Source organism: Azospirillum brasilense, assembly GCF_008365405.1.
Taxonomy (GTDB): Bacteria; Pseudomonadota; Alphaproteobacteria; order Azospirillales; family Azospirillaceae; genus Azospirillum; species Azospirillum brasilense_D.
Genome location: NZ_QOKV01000004.1, coordinates 126,919 through 146,592 on the forward strand (window position 1 = coordinate 126,919; position 19,674 = coordinate 146,592).

Genomic DNA, 19,674 nt, shown 5'->3' on the forward strand with positions numbered 1-19,674 from the left:
CGGCCGGGGCGCTCCCCCGGCCGTCTTTGTGCGCGCAAGCGGGCCGTTTCCCGGTGCGGATGTGCCGAGAAGGAACCTTCCACCCGGCGGCGCGTTGGAGCGGCGTTCACTCTCCCGCGGCCGTGCGCCGCGGTCATTCGGGAAGCCGCAGCATGAACCGCAACAGCACTTCGACATTCGGATGGCCCAGGGTGGGATGGAGGGCCGCTGTCATCCTGTCGGCGTCGGTCGGGCTGGCCGCCTGCGCCGGCAGCGTGCCGCCGCCCACCGCCCAGCTCGGCGCGTCGGCGCAGGCCATCCAGCAGGCCGAACGGGCCGGCGCCCTCCAGCACGCCCCCGCGGAGTTCCAGTCCGCCCGCGAGAAGCTGGCCGCCGCCGACGCCGCCATGCGCGAGGACGAGCGGACCCAGGCCCGCCGCCTCGCCGAGCAGGCGCAGGCCGACGCCGAACTCGCCACCGTGCGCTCGCAGCGCGCGACGGCGCAGCAGGCCGCCAGCGCGGTGCGCACGCTCGCGAATCCCAACAGCGGTGTGCCGGGCGCTTCGGTTCCGGGCCGGGCGCCCGCCGCCTCCGCCGCCGCTCCCCTGGCCCCGTCGGGCATGAGCGGGACCTCGACCTGGGATTCCCCGCGCACGCTGGAGGGCACGCCGTGATGCACGCCGCAAACGAGAAGACCCGCAAGGTGAGGAAAAGCCTGGCCCTGGCCTCGCTTGGCGTCGTGGCCCTGTCGCTGGGCGCCTGCGCCACCCCGGACGACACCCCGGCCCTGGCCCAGGCGCGCCAGTCCTATTCCGGCGCCGCCGCCAACCCGCAGTTGGCGAGCAACGCCACGCTGGAGCTGCGCCGCGCCGAAGAGGCGCTGCAGCGCGGCGAGCGGGCGCGCAGCGACGGCAACACCGCGGAGATGGACCATCAGGCCTATCTCGCCAACCGGCAGCTCCAGATCGCCCAGGACGTGGCGGCGATGAAGGGCGCGCAGCAGGTCGTCGCCAACGCCGAGACCTACCGCCTCCAGGACCAGATCCGCGCCCTCCAGGCGGAGCGGACGGAACGCGGGCTGGTGATGTCGCTGGGCGACGTGCTGTTCGCCACCGGCAGCGCCCGCCTGACTCCGGGCGCCGACGCGCGTCTGAGCGAACTCGCCAACTTCCTTCAGCGCAATCCGGAACGGACCGTGCGGATCGAGGGCTACACCGACACCACCGGCTCGTCGGCCACCAACCTGCGTCTGTCCGAGGAGCGGGCCATGGCGGTGCGCGACGCGCTGACCGCGCGCGGCGTCAACCCCAGCCGCATCGCCGCCCAGGGACTGGGGTCGGCCCAGCCGGTCGCCTCCAACAGCACGGAGTCGGGACGCCAGCAGAACCGCCGCGTCGACATCGTGATCTCCGAGCCGGGCTCGGTGGCGGAAACGCGCCCGTGACGGACTGTGCTGCCATTTGACGCAGACCGTGCATGTTCAAGAACGGGCGGGCCGGAAACGGCTCGCCCGCGTCGATTCCGGCCCGATTCCAGGCCGTTTTTCCCGAACTGATTTGCCCGTTGCGCACCGCCATTGCGGCCGAGCCTCGGCCTTCCGAGATAAATTGTCTCGAATGCAAGGCAAACTCAATCTTTCTTTACCTTTTATGGTGTGTGGTTTTACCATGCGCGAACACAAAGGACTGAAGCGTCCTTTTGATTGCGCGAGGATTCGGAATGACCACTGGACAGGGTGACGAGGGGGCGATGCTCAGCAAGGGATTCCTGAAGGCGCAGGCTTTGCTTCTTCTCATCATCGGCGTTCCGGTGATCCTGGTGGTGGTCCTCCTCAACCCGCTGTGGAACGCCACGCTGCACCGTTTCGGCGTGCCGGAGGGACCGGCGGCGGCGCTCGGCATGATCGTCACCATCATGGTGGTGATGGTCGTCCAGTATTGGGTTCTGGAAACGCGGCGGACCATGGTCACCTCGCTGTTCAACTTCATCCCGCACGAACATCTGACCTTCGACGGCGAGACGCTGACGACGGACGAGGCCAACCGCCTGTTCGTCACCCTGCACCGGGATTTGGAGGTCTGGCGGCGCCTGCTGCGCGACAACGGCATGGACGGCCCGCTGGACGAGTTCGGCAGCCTGTGCGCCGCCCGGCTGGCCTTCGCGCGACGCCCCCAAGGCATCCCGCCGGAGGCGGAGCGCGCCATCGCCGAGGTGCCGCAGGCGGTCGAACTGGCCAAGGCCCGCGTCGGCGCGGCACTCGACCAGGCAGAGCGGGAGGTGCAGGCCCTGCGCGGCCGCCTGTCCGACACGCAGGATGCGGTGGCCGCCCTGGTCGGCTTCATCCGCGACAGCGGGGTGCAGGTCGCCGGCCGCCACGACGACGCCCAGCGCTGCGCCACGGAGAACCGGGAGCTTCTTGCCAGCCTTCAGGAGCATCTGGACCGCCGCCGGGCGGAGGCGACCTCCGACCTGACGCGGTTCGAGCAAATCGTCGCGGAGTCCCGCGCGCTGGAGGATTCGGTCAACGCCATCACCCGCATCATGTCCGCCACCAACATGCTGGCGCTGAACGCCGCCATCGAGGCGACGCGGGCCGGGGAATACGGCCACGGCTTCCGCGTGGTGGCGAACGAGGTGCGCGATCTGGCCCGCCAGTCGAACGAGGCCATCCAGGTGATCCAGAAGGGCATCGACCGCATGCAGCAGGCGATCGCCCAGCAGATCGCCGGGCAGGACGCCCAGGCCAAGGTGGCCGCCGAGCACGCGCTGCTGTCCGATCTGGCCGACCGCCTGCAAAGCCTCAGCACCGGCCAGCAGGACGTCGCCGGGCACGGGCGGCACTTGATGGGCGAACTGGACCGGCTGGGCGACTCCCTGTCCGACGCCCTGGCCGGTTTCGCCGGCGACCTGCGCGTGCCCGAGGGGCTGCGCCGGGAGCTGGAGGCGATCAGCGGCGGGCTGGCGAGGCTGAACGGTCTGGAGCAGGAACTGCGCGGCCTGTCCGGCATCCGTAAGCGCGCCGCCTGACGGCGGGAGGCGGCAAACCGCTCAGCGGTCGCCGCGCTCGGTCTCGACAATGGCCTGTGCAACGGCGTAGACCCCGGCGATCGCCCCGGCGGTGAACAGGGCCGCACCCACCGCGCGTGTCAGGGAGCGGGCCGGCGCGGGGGCCGGGGGCATGCGCTTCCACACCGCCCAGGCTTCCTCGGGACGATCGGGATCGGCGATGCGCAGGGCGGCGAAGGCCTGCTCGGTCAGGCCGGGGTCGGTGTTGGGCAGCGGCGCCAACCGGCGCCCCGACGGTTTGTTCAACCGGTCGATGGCGGCCACCAGACTGCCCGTGGCGCGGACGGCGGCGGTCAGGTCCGACGGATCCACGCCCATATGCTCGGCCAGCAGACGGTTGCGCACCGCGCCGATGGCGTTGGCGGTGCTGCGGTCTCCCGGCGGGGCCTCCACCGCCAAGTCGCATTCCGTGTCGTAGCCCATGGAACGGTTGTTCAGGTTGCTCGAGCCGATGCGCAGCAGCCGGTCGTCCACCACCATCAGCTTGGAATGCACGACGATGCCGTTGCCGCCCTCGGTCAGCGGGGTCATGGCGCGCAGCCGTCCATAGCGGTCGGCGGCGCGCAGCTCCTGAAGCACCACGCCGCGCGGCGTGTCCATGGCCATGCGGTCGAACCAACTCGGGCTTTCCATGGGGACGACGACCACCACCTCCGGCCCGTCCGGCTCGCGCAGCCGCCGGGCCAGCGCCTCGGCCACCCGGAAGGAGGCGAAATACTGGTTCTCCAGATAGATGCTGCGCCGCGCCCCGGCGATGGCGGCGAAGGTCAGCGCCTCGTTCTCGCGGACCGGACGGCCGACCAGACAGTCGGGAAGCGTACGGGCGATGCCCACCACCGCGTCGGTGATCAGCGGGTGCAGCCCCTCCGGCCAGGGATCGGCGCCCGAAATGCCTTCTGGCGGCGGGGGCGGCAGAACCTGTCCGGTGGCGTGGCTCCAGCGCTCGCGCGCCATCACACCCAGCGCGCGGGCGGCGGGGCCGTCCACCGCCATCATGACGTCGTGGCGCGGTGCGTGAAGCTCCCCGGTCGGCCAGCGGCGGCGCGGGTCGTTGTCCCGATGCTCCGGCGTGTCCCAGCGATCGCCGGCCAGATCGATGCCGCCGCAGAAAGCCAGCGCGTCGTCGACCACCACCAGCTTCTGGTGCTGCGCCGCGCCCACCGGCAGGGCGTCGTCCAGTTCCAGCGTCAGCCGCGGGCCGGTGCGGCGGTTCAGCCGCTCCAGCGGGCCGTGCGGGTGCTCCAGCGAGATCGGGAACGGCATGTCCCACTTCAGCGCGTGGATCCGCAGCGACGGGCGGTGATGGATCAGGCGGGCGAGGAAGTCGCCCAGCGTTTCCGGGTCGTGGGGATCGAGGCGCATCCGCGGATCGATGTCCCAGCCGAGCAGGATCACCGACCGCCGCGCCCGCAGCAGGGCGGCGCGCACCGCCGCGAAGAAGGCGGCTCCATCGACCAGCACGGCCAACCGGTCCGCGCGTTCGGCCCGCCAACAGGTGGCGCCGGGGCGCAGGATGGGCCGCGCCCCGGCAAGGTCCGCCGCATCCCGATGATCGCTCATTCCTGCCTCGACGTGCCGTAACGGTGCTTGCGTCAACCTTTCCGGCGGCGGCCTGTTCCGCGGGCCGCCCGGCTGCTCCGGAATCGCCCGGCATCCGCATCTGGATGGGCGCGGACGAAAAGCCCGGACGGTGTGCAATTCGCCAAAAGATCGGGCCAAAGGATCGGATGACCGTCCGGTTTTTCCGAAACGATGCGCCCGGCCTCCTGTTGGGGATGGGCGAATGGGGGACGGGCGCGCCGCAGGGCGCCGGGCCGCAGGGCGCCGGACTGAATCCCCGCCCGAACCCCCGCCAGGAGGGCGCCCGGCCAAAGGGCGCCATCACCAGATGGAGAGATGAGGATGCGTACCCTGTTGATCGCCGCCGCTTCGGCGCTCGCCCTGATGGCCGGCTCCGCCGTCGCCCAGTCGGGCGGCACCGCCGTGAGCCCGACCGTTCCCAGCACCACCACATCGCCGTCCACCGGCCTGAGCACCTCCGGTCCGGGTTCCACCCCGGGCAGCGTCACCTCGCCGGGCACCGCCGGCTCGTCCGGCACCATGAACACAATGCCGGGGAACAACACGATGCCCGGTTCGTCGGGCAGCACCATGGGCAGCGGCTCCATGGGCAGCGGCTCGTCGGGCGGCACCTGGCAGGGCCAGACCACGGCGCCGTCGGGTATGGGCAGCGCCACCAGCAGCAACCCGGCGCGCGACAACCAGACCGCGACCGGCACCCATTGCCCGCCGGGCACCCCGAACTGCGGCCCGGACGGCAGCAAGTAACCGCCTTCAATTAATCGCCTTCAAGGTTTGCAGCGAAGGGCGCGCCGGGACCTCCCGGCGCGCCCTTTTGCGTTTCAGGCGACCGGCTCCGGTGTGACTGCCACCGGCTCACCGGAGTCCATCGCGGAGGGAGCCTCGGCGGGAAAGCGCAGAACGAAACAGGTGCCTCCGCTCTCCAGGCCGCCCTCCAGGCCGCCCTCGCGGCTGTCCACCCGGATGCTGCCGCGCAGGCGGGTGGTCACGATGTTGTAGACGATGTGCAGGCCGAGCCCGCTGCCCCCCTCGCCGCGCCGCGTCGTGAAGAAGGGGTCGAAGACACGCCCCAGATGGGCGGCGGGAATGCCGCAACCGTCGTCGCAGAAGCGCAGTTCGACCTCCTGCGGGTTGGGGCGGGTCACGGCGATGGTCAGCGTGCCCGCCCGCCCATCCGGATAGGCGTGAATCACCGCGTTCATGGTCAAGTTGGTCAAGACCTGGAACAGCGCACCGGGATAGCTGTCCACCCACAGCCCCGCTGGACAGTCCACCACCACCCGGTGGGGGGTCTGCTTCAGCCGCGGGCGCAGGCTGGTCAGCACGTCGTCCAAATAGGCGGCCAGATCGACGCGGCGCCGCTCCTCGCTGGTCTGGTCCACGGCGGTCTGCTTGAAGCTCTGGATCAGCTCGGCGGCGCGGTTCAGGTTGCTCTCGATCAGCCGGCAGGCCTCCCCCGCGGTGGTCAGATAACCGGTGAAGTCGGCGCGGCGCAGCGTGTTGGCCTCGACCCCGCGGACCACCTTGCGGGTCTGGTCGGCCAGGTGGGTGATGCCGGTCAGGGCGATGCCCACCGGCGTGTTCACCTCGTGCGCCACCCCCGCCACCATCCCGCCGAGCGAGGCCATCTTCTCCGCCTGGATCAGGTGGGTCTGGGTGTCGCGCAGATCGGCCAGGGCGCCTTCGGCGCGCTGCTTGGCGGCCTCCGTCTCCTCCTCCGACCGCTTGCGCAGGGTGATGTCGTTGACGGCGATGAGGATGGCCGGCTCGTCCACGTCGCGGATCTCCACGGCGGAGATCATCGCCCAGAAGGGCCGGCCCCCGGCGGTGCGCATCTCCATCTCCAGGTCGCTCGCCGCCCCCTGCACGGCCACCAGGCGGGACAGCCGGACAGCGTCGGACGGGTGGACGAAGAAGCGCGCGTTGCGGGTCAGCGTCAGGCGCGGCCCCTCGGTCCCGAACAGCGCCTCGGCCTGCGGGTTGGCGAACAGGACGGAATCGTCCGACCGACGGGCGATCACGATGGGAAAGGGCGAGGCCGCCAGGATCGCGCGCATCCGCTCCTCCCCCGCCTTCAGCGCCTCGGCGTAGGCGTGGGTTTCCACCAGCGCCGTTCCGAACCGCTCCACGCTGGTGGAGATGGCATGAAGCTCCGCGAACAGGGCGGGTGGCAGGCGGACGGTCCGGCGTTCCCGCTGCACCATGGCCAAGGCTTGCGAGGCCCGGCGGATCGGGCGGACCACATGGACGCGCAGCAGCACGTAGAGCACCGTCTGCACCGCCGAGGCGACGCCCAGCCCGACCAGCACGATCCACAGGCCGCTGCGCGCCTGGTCAGTCAGCGTATCGGCGATGCGCCGCGTGTTGGTCGCCGCGGCGTCGGTCAGGCTGCCGCTGAGGTCGTTCAGCACGCCGTGGGCGATTTCCGTCTCCAGCCCCATCAGGGCCGCTTCGGACAGGATGGTCCGGCGCAGGGTGAACAGCGCGCCCAGCCCGTCGAGGTCGCGCGCGGTGCGGGCCAGCGGCGCCCGCTCCCCCGCCTCCAGCGGGATCAGCGCGTTCACCACCGCGGCGGCGTGCTCGTGGAAGCGGGCGACCTCGACGGCAAGCTGCTCCGTGTCCGCCGCGGTCACCCCCGCGGCCAGCGCCTCCAGCGCGCGGTGGTAGGGCTCCTGCACCGCCAGGGGCGCGCCGGAGCGCAGCAGGCTCAGGAAGGCTTCGTCCCCCCTGCGCTGCAGGGCGACGGCCTGCGCCGCCATGGCGTCGATGGCGTCGGCCCGCTCCGCGGTGCGGCGCACCGCCTGGATGGCCGTTTCGAGCCGCTGGAGAAGCTCCGGGGCCGCCGCGTCCGCCGCGAAGCGCTGCGACACGCCCTCCACCTCGGCCAGGGCGCCGGCGCGCTCCTCCGGCGAGCGGGAGCGCAGGACGGCCTCGGCGAGCTGGCCCATGCGGGCGGCGAAGACGGCGTATTGGTGCTGGCGGGTGATCTGGGGGACGATGGCGCGGTCGGCCTCCTCGGCAAGGTCGAGCACCCGCACGAAGGCGCCGCCCACCCCGAGGGTCAGCCCGGCCATCAGAAACGCCGTGGCCAGCGCGGTGAGCATCGTCACCGTGTGCAGCCGAAGCCGCCGGCCCGCCTGTTTCTCCGTCACGCCCTTGCCCCTCCGCCGTTGCGGCGGCCCGATCGCCAAACCCGATCATTGGGCCCGATCGTTAGGATAGCCACTTCCGCGCGCGAGGGAAATGGTGGCACACCGAACAGTTAAGGGGTCGGCGTGATCAGGGGATCGGCTACAGGGTGGCGGCGTCCTCCAGGCTGGCGGCTCCGGCGGCGGTGGCGGCCAGAGTGCGGAACAGCGCCTGCTGGCGCGGGTCGGCGACCAGATATTCGGGATGCCACTGCACGCCGATCAGGAAGGGGTGGTGGACCGCCTCGATCCCCTGGACGATCCCCACCGTCTCGCGCGCCACCACGCGCAGGCCGTCGCCCAACCGGTCCACCGCCTGATGATGCAGCGCGTTCACCCGGCATTCGGCAATGCCCAGGATGCGGTAGAGGTGGCTGCGCGGGTCGATGCGGATCCGCTTGCGCGGCAGGACGGTGCGCAGGCGCGGCGCCTCCTCGTACACCTCGTGGATGTCGGTGAGCAGCGAGCCGCCGCGGTGCACGTTGATCATCTGCGAGCCCCGGCAGATGCCCAGAACGGGAAGCCGCCGCGCCGCCGCGCCGTCCAGCGCGCACAGCTCCAGCCGGTCGCGCTCCGGGTCGATGCGCATCTTCGGGCGCGCGCTCTCGCCGTAGAGGGCGGAGTCGATGTCGTCGCCGCCGCCGACCACCAGACCGTCCAGCCGCTCGATGGGAAAGGGGTCGCGCGCCGTGATGCGCACCGCCCGCGCCCCGGCGCGGCGCAGCGCCAGGCGGTTCGCCCACCAGGCGATGCGGCTGCCGTGCACCGACGCGGTGACTCCGATCAGGGGGCGTCCCCCTGCGATGAAGGCGGCCATCCCGGTCCCCGTCAGATGGCGAGCCGCCGGCCCGCCTCGGCGGCCCAGCCGTCCAGCGCCTTGCGCGCGGCGAAGGCGCGGAAGTCCGCCCCCAACGCGTCGAGCCGGTCGCGGTCCGCCGCCAGCTCCTCCACCGCCACCCAGCGGTTCCAGTCCTGGGCCAAGCTCCAGTCCGGGTCGCCCAGCCGGGCGTTCGGCAGGCGGTAATGGAAGGTCGGGCGGGGCCGCACATGCGGGTCGCTCAGCGTGGCCGCCATGGTCTCCGGGGCGAGATGGGCGAACAGAGGGAACAGGTCCAGCTCGCGGTTGCGGGTCGGGTTGGCCTCCAGATAACCACCGATCAGGCCGTCGAGATCCGGACGGTAGGCGGGGTCGACGACCTTCACCGCATAATCCACCGGGAAGGCGGCGATGAAGCCGGTCAGGCGCCGGGTCGGGTCCACGCGGATCTCGCGGCGCAGCCACGGGGCCAGCAGCAGGAAGGCCTTCAGATGATCCAGCACATAGTCCCCGTCGGTGCGCGCCACCTGCGGGTTCAGGTGCAGGCCGAAGGCGAACAGCGGGCTGGCGTCCGTGCCGGCCGCACCCTGGGCGCTCAGAGCGGCGAACAGGGGCTCCAGCTCGGCAAGTCGGGCGATGGGAATGGGCGGGGCGGCGATCTCGAAGGGCATGACGAGGCTGCCGATGTTGCCCCACCAGGGGCGCAACGCCTCCACCGCGCCATCCACCGCCTTGCCCACCGCCTTCTTGAGCGCTCCGGGTTCGTCCTCCTGCGCCTTGCCGGCCTCCATCTTTTCGGGATGCGCGGAGCGCATGTCCAGCTCCACCGAGAAGTCGCCCAGCCGCGTGCCGGTCACCCGGCAGCGGTGCGGGCTTTCCGGTTGCAGCGCGCCGCCGTAAAGGCGGTGCACCACCGCCGCCGCGGAGGGGGCGTCGAGGTTGGCGAATTCGACCTCCACGCCGACCGTGCGCGGGGCGCCGTCCGTCGTGGTGGAATGGGGGGGCGTGCGGAATGCAATGTCCATGGCGCCCGTTCAACACGGCGCACGGCCGGCGGTTCCCCGCCACCCCGGCCATTACCCCGGCCACCGTCCGGTTCAGCCGTGATCGTCGCCCGCCGGCGCCCGCGGCAGATAGAGCGTCACGGTGGTGCCGGCCCCGACGGTGCTGGTCACCGTGACCGTCCCGCCCGACTGCCGGGCGTAGCCGAAGACCTGACTGAGCCCCAGCCCGGTCCCCTTCCCCTCCGGCTTGGTGGTGAAGAAAGGTTCGAAGATCTGGCGCTGATGCTCCGGCGAGATGCCGGTCCCGGTGTCGCGGACGGCCAGCGCCACGAAGTCGCCGGCCAGTCCGGTGTCGTCGCCCCGCCGGCCCGGCAGGCCGCGGTTTTCCGCCATGATGGTGAGCGTTCCGCCGTCCGGCATGGCGTCGCGCGCGTTCACCGCCAGATTGAGCAGAGCCACCTCCATGGCGTCCGGATCGGCCAGGATGGGCCAGAGATTGTCCGGAACGATCAGTGCGGTGTCCACCGCGCTGCCGGCGGAGCGCGCCAGCAGGGCCTCCAGCGACTCCTTGCGGTCCTGGAGACGGAAGGGCACCGGCTCGTAGACGCTGCGGCGGCCGAAGGCGGCCATCTGCCGCATCAGCGACTGCCCGCGCGCCACCGCACCCTCGATCTCGGGCAGCACGCGGGTGATGCGCGCCGGATCGTTGGGACGGCTGCGGATGACGGCGATGCCACTCATCACGACGGTCAGCAGATTGGCGATGTCGTGGGCGACGCCGCCGGTCATGCGGCCCAGGGCCTCCAGCCGCAGGCTTTCCTCCCGTGCCGCCTCCTGACGGCGACGCAGCCGCAATTCGCGGGCGAAAAGCCACAGGAAGGCGCCGGCCATGGTCAGGCTGGCCAGCGCCCCCGCGCCGGCCAGCCACAACGCGTTGGAGACCGGCGCCCGATAGGCGTCCCGCGGGATGGCGAAATGGACCGACCATCCGTAGTCGGGCAGCTTGCGGAAGGCGACCACCGTCGGCGTGCCTTCCAGGCTCATCCCGTCATAGACGCCGCTGCCGGCGGCGCGGCGGGCGCGGAGCGCGTTTTCGCTGGCCTGGCGCCCGATCATGTCCGGCTCACCGCCGGCCCGTGCCACCACACGTCCTTCGGCATCGATGACTGCGGCGATCCAGCCCGGCGGCAGGCTGTTGCCGAACAGCAGGCTCTGGAAGCCCTCCGGCATCACCACCGCCGACAGAACGGCGACCGGCGCGCCGTTGCGCGTCACCGGAACGCGGATGGGGAAGGCGTGGCTGCCGCGCGGGCCGCGCAGGATCGTGCCGACCACCGGCTTTCCCGTCTCCACCACCCGCCGGTGGCTGTCCAGGTCCAGCACCTTGCCCCTGACGCCGCCCACCAGGAAAGGAGCGTCGACCAGCCGGTTTCCCTGGACATCGCTGAGGACGATGGTCGTCCACAGCGGAAGCGCGCCCTGCACCCGTTCGGCGTATTCGAAGAAGGCAACGGCATCGACCTCACCGCCCACCGCCAGCCCGTCCAGCTGGGGCGACGCCGCCATCGCCTTCAGAGCGTCCATCTGCGCGGACAGTTCGCGGTTCACCAGGGCGGACAGCCGGTCCACCAGCGCAATGGCGTTGGCCTCCATCGCGCTCTGCTGCCCCCGCAGCCAGGCACCGCCGAGAACCGCGGACAGGACCACCAGCGGCAGCAGTGCGGCCAGCAGCAGAAGAACCAGCGGACGATGATGGGACTTCGACGGCAAGCGGGTCTTCCGGAGCGGCGGGGTGTGCACTGTAGCACGCCCGTCCTCCACTGGAAGCGGGTGATCCGATTCAGGAGGTCATGCATCCCGCATTTACCACGGGTTGTAGAGGATGGGCTCATACCCATCCTTCGAAAGGGGTGATGATTACCTCTTTCGACAAGAGAAAATGCGAAAATTTTAAGAGAAACGCAAAAGTAAATCTCCGGCACACCTCTCTACCTACCCCTTTATTTCCAGCAAAGTTCCGGCAAGCTGCCGGTCTTCAAGAAAATAAACCCGAGGCATTAACTGCGATTTAACCATGCAAAGGTTATTCGGAACACAGGCGAAACGATAGCGGACTTTTGGTTCCGGCTGCTTTCCCGCCCGATGGGAGCCTGTGACACGATGACCTTGCTGGCCCGCCTTTTCCTGCTGGTGCTTCTGGCCGTCCTGCCGGCCCTGGGCATCCAGGCCTACAGCGTGTTCCAGTTCCGTGCGGAACGCGCCGAGGAAGTCGCGACCCAGGCCGAGCGGCTGCTGCATCTGGTCGAAGGGGAGCAGGCGCGAATCGTCGACGGCGCGCGGCTGATGGTCACCTCCATCGCGGAATCGGCCACCCTGCGGTCCGGCGACTACGCCCAATGCCAAGCCCATCTGATCCGGCTGGCGCAACGCGCCCCCGAGTACCGCAACCTGTCCGTCCTGGACCGCGACGGCACCGTTCTGTGCCGCGCCGCGCCCGACGGCGCCCCCGCCGCGACCGGCCTTCCCAATGCCCAGCGTCCCTACGTCCGCCGCGCGCTGGAGGAAGGCCGCTTCGTCGTCGGCGAATGGACGCCCCCCGGTCCGGCGGAGCCCGGCACCGCCATGCTGCCCTTCGCGGTTCCCTTCCGCGACGAGGCCGGCGCGGTCGCCGGGGTGGTGACGCTCGGCCTCGACCTGCCCTGGCTGGCCACCAACTTCGCGGCGCGCCCGCTGCCCGAGAACGCCAGCCTGCTGGTCACCGACCGCAACGGCACCATCCTGGTCAAGCTGCCCAACGGCATCGCCCAGCGCGGCGAGCGCGTGCCGCAACCCTATCTGAACCTGCTGGGCGAAAAGCGCGGCGGCGTCACCACCCTGCCGGGGATGGACGGGGTGGCGCGGGTGCTCGCCTATTCGCCGTCCCGTCAGGGCACGCGCGACCTGTTCATCAGCGTCGGGCTCGACCACACGGCCGTGGCCGGCACCATCGACCGCGCCACCCGCCAGGGCCTGCTGATGACGCTGACCGGGCTGCTGGTCGCCATCCTGGCCGCCTGGATCGGCGGCACCCTGTTCATCCGCCGCCCGGTCGAGGCGCTGATCCGCGCCACCCAGGGGTGGAGCGCCGGCAATTCCAGCGCGCGGGCCGGTCTGGTGGACCGCAAGTCGGAGATCGGCCAGCTCGGCCGCGCCTTCGACGCCATGGCCGAAACGCTGGAAGCCCGCGAGCGCGCGCTGCGCGGCTCGGAGGAGCATCTGCGCGCCGTGCTGGACGCCCTGCCGACCTTCGTCGGCGTGCTGAGCCCGGACGGCGACGTTCTGCAGGTCAACCAGACCGCCGTCCAGGCGTCCGGCCTGCCGGTCGAGCAGATCGTCGGCCATCCCTTCCACGAGGCCTGCCGGCGCGCCTTCGCCGGCGCCGCGGGCGACCGCCTGCGCACGGCGGTGGAGCGCGCCGCCCACGGCGACTCCGCGCGCTTCGACGCGCCGGTGCGCATCGCCGGGGACCGCGCGGCGATCATGGAGATGCGGGTCACCCCGATGCGCGGCCCCGACGGGCACATCACCCACCTGATCGTCTCGGGCATCGACATCACCGAGCGCAAGTCCACCGAGGAGGCGCTGCGCGTCGCCAACGAGCGTTTCCGCACGGCGCTGCGCAACTCCGGCGTCGTCGTGTTCAACCAGGACTGCGCCCTGCGCTACACCTGGATGCACAACCCGGCGCTCGGCTTCACGGCGGAGCACGTCGTGGGCAAGACCGATGCCGAGGTGTTCGAGGACGCCGACGACGCCGAGGCCCTGACCGCCATCAAGCGCCGCGCGCTGGAGACCGGCGAGGGCGTGCGCGAGGAGGTCCGCATCCGTCGCGCCGGGCAGGACCATTTCTACGACATGACCATCGACCCGCTGCGCGGCCCCGACGGCGCGCTGGCCGGCATCACCTGCGCCGCCGTCGACGTGACCGGCCGCAAGCAGGCCGAGGCCGACCTGCGCCGCGCGCGGGAAGCCGCGGAGCACGCCGCCGCCGGTAAGTCCAAGTTCCTGGCCGTCGCCAGCCACGACCTGCGCCAGCCCGTGCAGTCGCTCTACCTCTTCGCCGCCGCGCTGGGCGACCGCCTGCAGGGCCACCCCAGCCTGCCGCTGCTCGACAACATGCGCCAGGCGCTGGACACGCTGAAGGGCCTGCTGGACGGGCTGCTCGACATGTCGCGGCTGGACTCCGGCAAGATCGCCGCCACCCCGGCGGAGGTCCGGCTGGGCCAGGTCCTGGGTCGGCTGGTCGCCGAATACGCGCCGCGCGCCGCCCAGAAGGGGCTGGAACTGCGCGCCGTCCCGACGCGGGCCTGGGTGCGCACCGACCCGGCGCATCTGGAACGCATCCTGCGCAACCTGATCGAGAACGCGCTGCGCTACACCCGCCAGGGCCGCATCCTGATCGGCTGCCGCCGCAGCGGCCCCGACCGGCTGCGCGTCGAGGTGTGGGACAGCGGCATCGGCATCCCCGCCGACCGGCTGGAGGACATCTTCGAGGAGTTCACCCAGATCCAGGGCAGCGGCGACCGCGGGCTGGGCCTCGGCCTCGCCATCGTCAAGCGCCTGTCGAAGTTGCTGGACCACCGCGTGCGCGTGCGCTCCAAGGAGGGCATCGGCTCCGTCTTCTCGGTGGAGATGCCGCGCGTCGTCGTGGAGAGGCCCCGCGCCGCCGTCCCTCCGCCCGCCATGGACCTCTTCCGGCAGGCCGCCAACGACTGCGCGACCAAGGGGATGGTGCTGGTCATCGACGACGAGGCGATCATCCTGCTCGGCCTGAAGGCGATGCTGGAGGGCTGGGGCTACAGCGTGCTGACCGCGCGCTCGGGCGACCAGGCGCTGGAACGGCTGCGCGCTGACGGGCGCCGCCCGCAGATCGTGTTGGCCGACTATCAACTCCAGCAGGGGCGGACCGGGCCGGAGGCTCTGGCCGCTGTGCAGGGTCTGGTCGGCAAGGACGTGCCGGGCATCATCCTGACCGGCGACACCGCCCCCGAACGGCTGGACGAGGCCCGCCGCAACGGCTTCAGCATCCTTCACAAGCCGGTCTTCCCCAACGACCTGCGCAAGATGATGGCCAGCGCCGGGGCGGCGTGAGGGGGATCAAGGGGCAGAGGACCGCAGCAGCCTCCGCTCCTCCTCCTTGTCCGGGCGGAGGATCAACCAGAAGGTCATCCCTCCGACAATCCCTCCCCACCAAGAAAATATCGAAAAAAAAGAAAAAACCATCACACCACTTATATAGTTTTCTATCGTATTACTAGCAACCACTCCAATGCGATTATAAAATAATAAAAGTAAAAAGGGAATAAATAATGGAAAAAATACAGAAACACCCAGTCCAGCAAAGACATGAGAACTAAGTTTTTTTATCCCTCTTCGCCGAAAAATGAAGTAGATTGGAATTCCAACGGTGATTATGCTTGTATATCCGTAAATTAAACCGATAAATACGAGCTGTGGAAACACGTAGGCAAGACTTGCCGCCAGCGGAGCAAGGGCGAAAGCCAGCACCACACGCATCCATTCCGGCATACCCATCTCCGCCTGCTCCCGTAGAGCGGGCAGAGTAGCAGATCACCGCCTCCTGACAATCCTCCGCCACAACGGCATCGGGCGCTCCTCCGCGGCCTTCTCGGCCAGCCATTGGTCGGCCAGCTCGCGCACCTGCCAGCCGCCCAGGTAACGGTCGCAGTCGATGGCGCTGTACAGCCGCACCTTGTCCCGGCCGAGTCGTTCGAAATAGTCCAGCGTCCGCTGGCGGTCCATCGCGTTCATCGGCGGGTTCATCGGGTCCATGGAGCGCATCCTGTCCGGCCTCCCCTCTGTGGTGCCCAAAAGAACGGCATACACCCGTCACGGTTTGTTCAGTTGGTATATGGATTGGGCACGCAAGCATCCCAATAAGCCTTTGGTTGCAAGGGCTTCCATTCGCACCATCCGACGAAGGTCAGGTCTGCGGCCGAGGTGGTGCCCATCCCTTCCCACCCACCCCGCGGGCGTGCACAATGCGGCACACGGATGCGTGGGCGGCGGGGCGCCGCCCGGCGCGATCAAAAGACACCTTCAGAACCGGGAGCGGGGGATCATGAGGAAGACGTCGTGGATGGCCGGAGCCCTGGCGGCGGCCGTCGCCGGGCTCTGCGCGGTTTCGGCCTCGGCGCAGACCAAGGTGACCGTGGCGATGAGCGGCTGGACCGGCTTCGCGCCGATCACGCTGGCCAAGGAAACCGGCATCTTCAAGAAGAACGGCATTGAGGTCGAGATCAAGAAGATGCCGACCTCCAACCGCCACCAGGCGATGGCGGCCGGTGAGGTGCAGGCGATCACCACCACGGTGGACACGCACCTGCTCTACGCCTCCTCCGGCGTGAACGTGACGCAGGTGCTGGTGCTCGACAGCTCGCACGGCGGCGACGGCATCGTCGTGCGCGACGCGGTCAACAGCCTCGCCGACCTGAAGGGCAAGCAGGTGGCCGTGCAGTATGGCGGCGTGCCGCAGTTCTGGCTGGCCTATGTGCTGAAGAAGAACGGGTTGTCGATCGGCGAGGTGCAGACCGTCAACCTCCAGCCGTCCGACGCCGCCAACGCCTTCGTCGCCGGCCAGTTCGACGCCGCCGTGACCTACGAGCCGTACCTGTCCAAGGTGCGCGAGGCCAACGGCAAGATCATCGTCACGTCGGACCAGACGCCGGGCGTCATCATCGACACGCTGGCCTTCCAGCCCGACTACATCCAGAAGAACCCGAAGGTCGTGAAGGCCTTCGTCGACAGCTGGTTCGAAGCGCTGGACGCGATCAAGAAGGATGAGAAGAAGGCCTTCGAGATCATGGCCCGCGACGTCAACCAGACGCCGGAACAGTTCGCCACCTCCGCCAAGACCGTGCTCTGGTACGACAAGGCCGGCAACGTCGAGTATCTGACCAAGACCATGCCGACCTTCATCAAGGAGGTCCAGGACGTGATGCTGGAGGCCAAGCTGATCCGCAAGGCCCCGCCGAGCCTGGACAGCATGACCGACGCGTCCTTCGTGAAGTAAGACGGTACGTTTCTGCTGCCGTTGCCCCCTCCCTAGCCCTCCCCCGCCTTCGGCAAGGGAGGGAATCAAGCCCCCTCCCCTGCGACAGCGGGGGAGGGCCGGGGTGGGGGCAAGCGCCTCCAATACACCGACAACGGTCCACCAATCCCATGTCCCCCCTCTTCACTCCGCTGAAGCCGGTCGCTCCGGCGCTGCGCACGGTGCTGGGCATCGCCTGTTTCGTGCTGTTCTTCCTGGGCTGGGGCATCGCCACCTACGGCGGCTTCGTGAAGCCGCTGTTCCTGGCCTCGCCCGGCGACACATTGACGGCGGGCATCGCGCTGTTCCGGGAGTTCGGCTTCGCCGAGGACATCGCCGTCACGGTCTGGCGCGTCTTCGCCGGTTTCGCCATGGCCGCCGCCCTGGCGGTGCCGCTGGGCATCCTGATGGGGGCCTTCAAGCCGGTGGAAGCCTTCTTCGAGGCCTTCGTGTCCTTCGCCCGCTACCTGCCGGCCTCGGCCTTCATCCCGCTGCTGATCCTGTGGGCGGGCGTCGGCGAGTTGCAGAAGGTCCTGGTGATCTTCATCGGCTCGGTCTTCCAGCTCGTCATCATGGTGACGGTCATCGTGTCGGGCATCCGCAGCGATCTGGTGGAAGCCGCCTACACGCTGGGCGCCAAGCGCGACGGCGTGGTGCTGCGCGTCCTGCTGCCCGCCGCCTCGCCGCAGATCTTCGAGGCGTTGCGCCTCGTGCTCGGCTGGGCCTGGACCTACGTGATCGTGGCGGAGCTGGTGGGCGCGTCGCGCGGCATCGGCCACATGATCATCGACGCCCAGCGCTTCCTCGACACCGGCCAAATGATCTTCGGCATCTTCATCATCGGCGTGATCGGCCTGATCACCGACCTGCTGTTCCGGGCGCTCAACGCCCGTCTCTTCCCGTGGGCCAAAGGACGATAAGCGCCGGCCATGAGCAAGCTGTCCATCCGCAACGTCGAGAAGACCTTCCCCGGCCGCAACAGCACGGCGCCGACCCGCGCGCTGGTGCCGACGAGCCTGGAGGTCGCCGACAACGACTTCATCACCATCCTGGGGCCGTCCGGTTGCGGCAAGTCCACGCTGCTGCGCATCGTCGCCGGTCTGGAAACCCCCACCGCCGGCGAGGTGCTGCTGGAGGGCAAGGCGGTGTCCGGCCCCGGCCCCGACCGCGGCATGGTGTTCCAGTCCTACACGCTGTTCCCCTGGCTGACCGTGCGCGACAACGTCTGCTTCGGCCTGCGCGAGCGCGGCCTGCCGCGGGCGGAGCAGTTGGCGATCGCCGACCGCTTCCTGGCCCAGGTCGGGTTGAAGGGCTTCGAGAACCACCACCCGGCGCAATTGTCCGGCGGCATGCAGCAGCGCACCGCGCTGGCCCGCGCGCTGGCCAACGATCCGAAGATGCTGCTGCTCGACGAGCCCTTCGGCGCGCTGGACCACCAGACGCGCGAGCTGATGCAGGAGCTGCTGCTGGGCATCTGGGAGGCCGACCGCAAGACGGTGATGTTCGTCACCCACGACATCGACGAGGCCATTTTCATGGCCAGCCGCGTGGTGGTGATGTCGGCCCGCCCCGGCCGCATCAAGTGCGACATCCCCATCGAGCTGCCGCACCCCCGCTCCTACAAGGTCAAGACCACCCCGGAATTCGCCGCCTACAAGGAGCGGCTGACCGAGGAGATCCGTGTCGAGACCATCAAGGCCGTGACGATGGAACGCTGACCGGCGCTCCCGTCCGGACCGGAACATGCGAAAGAGCGGCGCCTGCGGGCGCCGCTCTTTCGTTTTTTCACCGCTTTTTTTATTACCGCCGGATCAGGACTGGCGGCCGGTGTTCACGACGAGATCGGACAGAGCGACGCCGACGCGCTCGGCATCCGAGGCCAACGCACGCGGGCAGTTCCAGTGCAGCCGTCCCTCGATTTCAAGCAGCTGTCCATGACGCTTCACCACCCACACGCCGGTGGTCGCCATATGGATGACACGGGCCAGCGGTTCCCCGTTTAAGCCTGGACGGACCGGAGGCATGGGTTGGGCAGCCGCCGGGACGGCCGCCGGAACCGCTGGATGGATCGCCGCATCCGAGCGCTCGAAGGCCGGCGCGCAAGGATAGGCGCTGACCGGCTGCAACGGGTGCCGTTCACGGCGGTCACTCGGGCGGCTCGCCGGGGGAGCGGCAAGCGCCTGCGGTCTGGAAAGATGCAGCATAGTGGGCATCCTGGGACGTTTCCGATAAGCCTGCGCCCTCGATGTCACGCAGGTCGTTAGGACACTGAACGTTCCACGCACCCTGAATGAAGTAAAGAGGAAACACCCCCGAATCAGTGCAGCCTTTCGACGCGGAGAAATTGGTAATAAAGCAATAACCAGATTATCTCTGCAGTTATCGACCGTCGGCCAAGCACTGCCTTCCTGGCTTTGCAGAACGTTCCCAAATCCCTAATTCGAGGGAGGATGAGCGGCCAAACTCGCTCTCTTAGGGATGAAAGCGGTGGCTTTCTGCCCCGGAATAGTCACACGCAAAAGCGTGTTCATTCCGTAAGCATGCGACGTAAGCGCAGGCTTGACCGCTGGCTTTCGAGTCTGGCGGCACCCAAGAATGCAGGGAAGATAACGGGTAGGATCATGGTGAAGAAACTGGCAGTGATCGTGGTTGGCGGCCTTGTTCTGACGGGCTGCTCAAACCTCAGCCATCGCGAACAGCGCACGCTGTCGGGTGGCGCCATCGGCGCCGCGGGCGGTGCCACGGTCGGCGCCCTGACGGGGGGCAGCGCCGTGATGGGCGGCGTGATCGGCGGCGCGGCCGGCGCCGCGGTGGGCGCCCTGACCTCCAACAACGGCAAGCGCCGGTAAACACCGGTTTCACAACGGGGATCAGGCCGCCGGAGCAGTGTCCGCGGCCGTCCCAAACGCCTGCGCGCCATGAATGTCAGGGCTTCAGCAGACTTCTGAT

The 19,674-nt window shown here is 69.4% G+C and carries 17 protein-coding genes; 9 read left to right on the plus strand and 8 right to left on the minus strand.

Annotated elements, in window-relative coordinates; all coding sequences use genetic code 11:
* Positions 1–191: 191 nt before the first annotated feature.
* The 3 genes from DS837_RS09105 to DS837_RS09115 all read left to right on the plus strand — a co-directional run bounded on the left by DS837_RS09105 (position 192) and on the right by DS837_RS09115 (position 3,006).
* Positions 192–653: a DUF4398 domain-containing protein gene (locus DS837_RS09105; protein WP_149164449.1), complete on the plus strand. Its 462-nt coding sequence runs from the start codon at positions 192–194 to the stop codon at positions 651–653.
* Positions 653–1,423 (plus strand): OmpA family protein, encoded by a 771-nt coding sequence (locus tag DS837_RS09110; RefSeq protein ID WP_149164629.1) that lies wholly within the window; start codon positions 653–655, stop codon positions 1,421–1,423. Before DS837_RS09105 ends, DS837_RS09110 begins: the two co-directional genes overlap by 1 nt.
* 275 nt (positions 1,424–1,698) lie before the next feature.
* On the plus strand, positions 1,699–3,006 hold the full coding sequence (locus tag DS837_RS09115) for a methyl-accepting chemotaxis protein (RefSeq protein ID WP_247889833.1): 1,308 nt from the start codon (positions 1,699–1,701) through the stop codon (positions 3,004–3,006).
* 21 nt (positions 3,007–3,027) lie between these two features.
* Here DS837_RS09115 and DS837_RS09120 read toward each other — a convergent pair whose 3' ends face one another.
* Positions 3,028–4,605: a phospholipase D-like domain-containing protein gene (locus DS837_RS09120; RefSeq protein ID WP_149164450.1), complete on the minus strand. Its 1,578-nt coding sequence runs from the start codon at positions 4,603–4,605 to the stop codon at positions 3,028–3,030.
* A gap of 342 nt (positions 4,606–4,947) precedes the next feature.
* Between DS837_RS09120 and DS837_RS09125 the strand changes: the two genes are divergently transcribed.
* Positions 4,948–5,373 (plus strand): hypothetical protein, encoded by a 426-nt coding sequence (locus DS837_RS09125; RefSeq protein ID WP_149164451.1) that lies wholly within the window; start codon positions 4,948–4,950, stop codon positions 5,371–5,373.
* 74 nt (positions 5,374–5,447) lie between these two features.
* Here DS837_RS09125 and DS837_RS09130 read toward each other — a convergent pair whose 3' ends face one another.
* The 4 genes from DS837_RS09130 to DS837_RS09145 all read right to left on the minus strand — a co-directional run bounded on the left by DS837_RS09130 (position 5,448) and on the right by DS837_RS09145 (position 11,405).
* Positions 5,448–7,778: an ATP-binding protein gene (locus DS837_RS09130; protein WP_149164452.1), complete on the minus strand. Its 2,331-nt coding sequence runs from the start codon at positions 7,776–7,778 to the stop codon at positions 5,448–5,450.
* 139 nt (positions 7,779–7,917) lie between these two features.
* Positions 7,918–8,631 carry a gamma-glutamyl-gamma-aminobutyrate hydrolase family protein gene (locus DS837_RS09135; RefSeq protein ID WP_149164453.1) on the minus strand — a complete coding sequence of 238 codons (714 nt, stop codon included), beginning with the start codon at positions 8,629–8,631 and terminating at the stop codon, positions 7,918–7,920.
* Between the two features lie 11 nt (positions 8,632–8,642).
* Positions 8,643–9,656: an amidoligase family protein gene (locus DS837_RS09140; RefSeq protein WP_149164454.1), complete on the minus strand. Its 1,014-nt coding sequence runs from the start codon at positions 9,654–9,656 to the stop codon at positions 8,643–8,645.
* Positions 9,657–9,728: 72 nt separating this feature from the next.
* Positions 9,729–11,405, minus strand: coding sequence for a sensor histidine kinase (locus DS837_RS09145; RefSeq protein ID WP_149164455.1), 1,677 nt, complete (start codon positions 11,403–11,405; stop codon positions 9,729–9,731).
* A gap of 390 nt (positions 11,406–11,795) precedes the next feature.
* On the opposite strand from DS837_RS09145, the gene DS837_RS09150 reads away from it, so the two are divergent.
* Positions 11,796–14,765: a PAS domain-containing protein gene (locus DS837_RS09150; protein WP_149164456.1), complete on the plus strand. Its 2,970-nt coding sequence runs from the start codon at positions 11,796–11,798 to the stop codon at positions 14,763–14,765.
* A gap of 6 nt (positions 14,766–14,771) precedes the next feature.
* On the opposite strand, the gene DS837_RS09155 is transcribed toward DS837_RS09150, so the two are convergent.
* Both DS837_RS09155 and DS837_RS09160 read right to left on the minus strand, forming a co-directional pair.
* Positions 14,772–15,209, minus strand: a complete 438-nt coding sequence (locus DS837_RS09155; protein ID WP_149164457.1) for a hypothetical protein — start codon at positions 15,207–15,209, stop codon at positions 14,772–14,774.
* Positions 15,210–15,245: 36 nt separating this feature from the next.
* A complete protein-coding gene (locus DS837_RS09160) occupies positions 15,246–15,467 on the minus strand; it encodes a hypothetical protein (protein ID WP_149164458.1) in 222 nt (73 codons plus the stop codon).
* Positions 15,468–15,756: 289 nt separating this feature from the next.
* Here DS837_RS09160 and DS837_RS09165 point away from each other — a divergent pair, with 289 nt between their 5' ends.
* The 3 genes from DS837_RS09165 (at position 15,757) to DS837_RS09175 (ending at position 18,443) form a co-directional block, all read left to right on the plus strand.
* Complete coding sequence (locus tag DS837_RS09165) at positions 15,757–16,707, plus strand: ABC transporter substrate-binding protein (protein WP_149164459.1); 951 nt, start codon at positions 15,757–15,759, stop codon at positions 16,705–16,707.
* Positions 16,708–16,856: 149 nt separating this feature from the next.
* Positions 16,857–17,645 carry an ABC transporter permease gene (locus DS837_RS09170; protein WP_149164460.1) on the plus strand — a complete coding sequence of 263 codons (789 nt, stop codon included), beginning with the start codon at positions 16,857–16,859 and terminating at the stop codon, positions 17,643–17,645.
* Between the two features lie 9 nt (positions 17,646–17,654).
* Complete coding sequence (locus DS837_RS09175) at positions 17,655–18,443, plus strand: ABC transporter ATP-binding protein (protein WP_094307089.1); 789 nt, start codon at positions 17,655–17,657, stop codon at positions 18,441–18,443.
* A gap of 93 nt (positions 18,444–18,536) precedes the next feature.
* Here DS837_RS09175 and DS837_RS09180 read toward each other — a convergent pair whose 3' ends face one another.
* The gene (locus DS837_RS09180; protein WP_149164461.1) at positions 18,537–18,929 is read right to left on the minus strand and encodes a hypothetical protein; all 393 of its coding nucleotides are present in this window, start codon (positions 18,927–18,929) and stop codon (positions 18,537–18,539) included.
* A 417-nt stretch (positions 18,930–19,346) separates the two neighbouring features.
* Between DS837_RS09180 and DS837_RS09185 the strand changes: the two genes are divergently transcribed.
* Positions 19,347–19,574, plus strand: a complete 228-nt coding sequence (locus tag DS837_RS09185; protein WP_149164462.1) for a YMGG-like glycine zipper-containing protein — start codon at positions 19,347–19,349, stop codon at positions 19,572–19,574.
* Positions 19,575–19,674 lie beyond the last annotated feature (100 nt).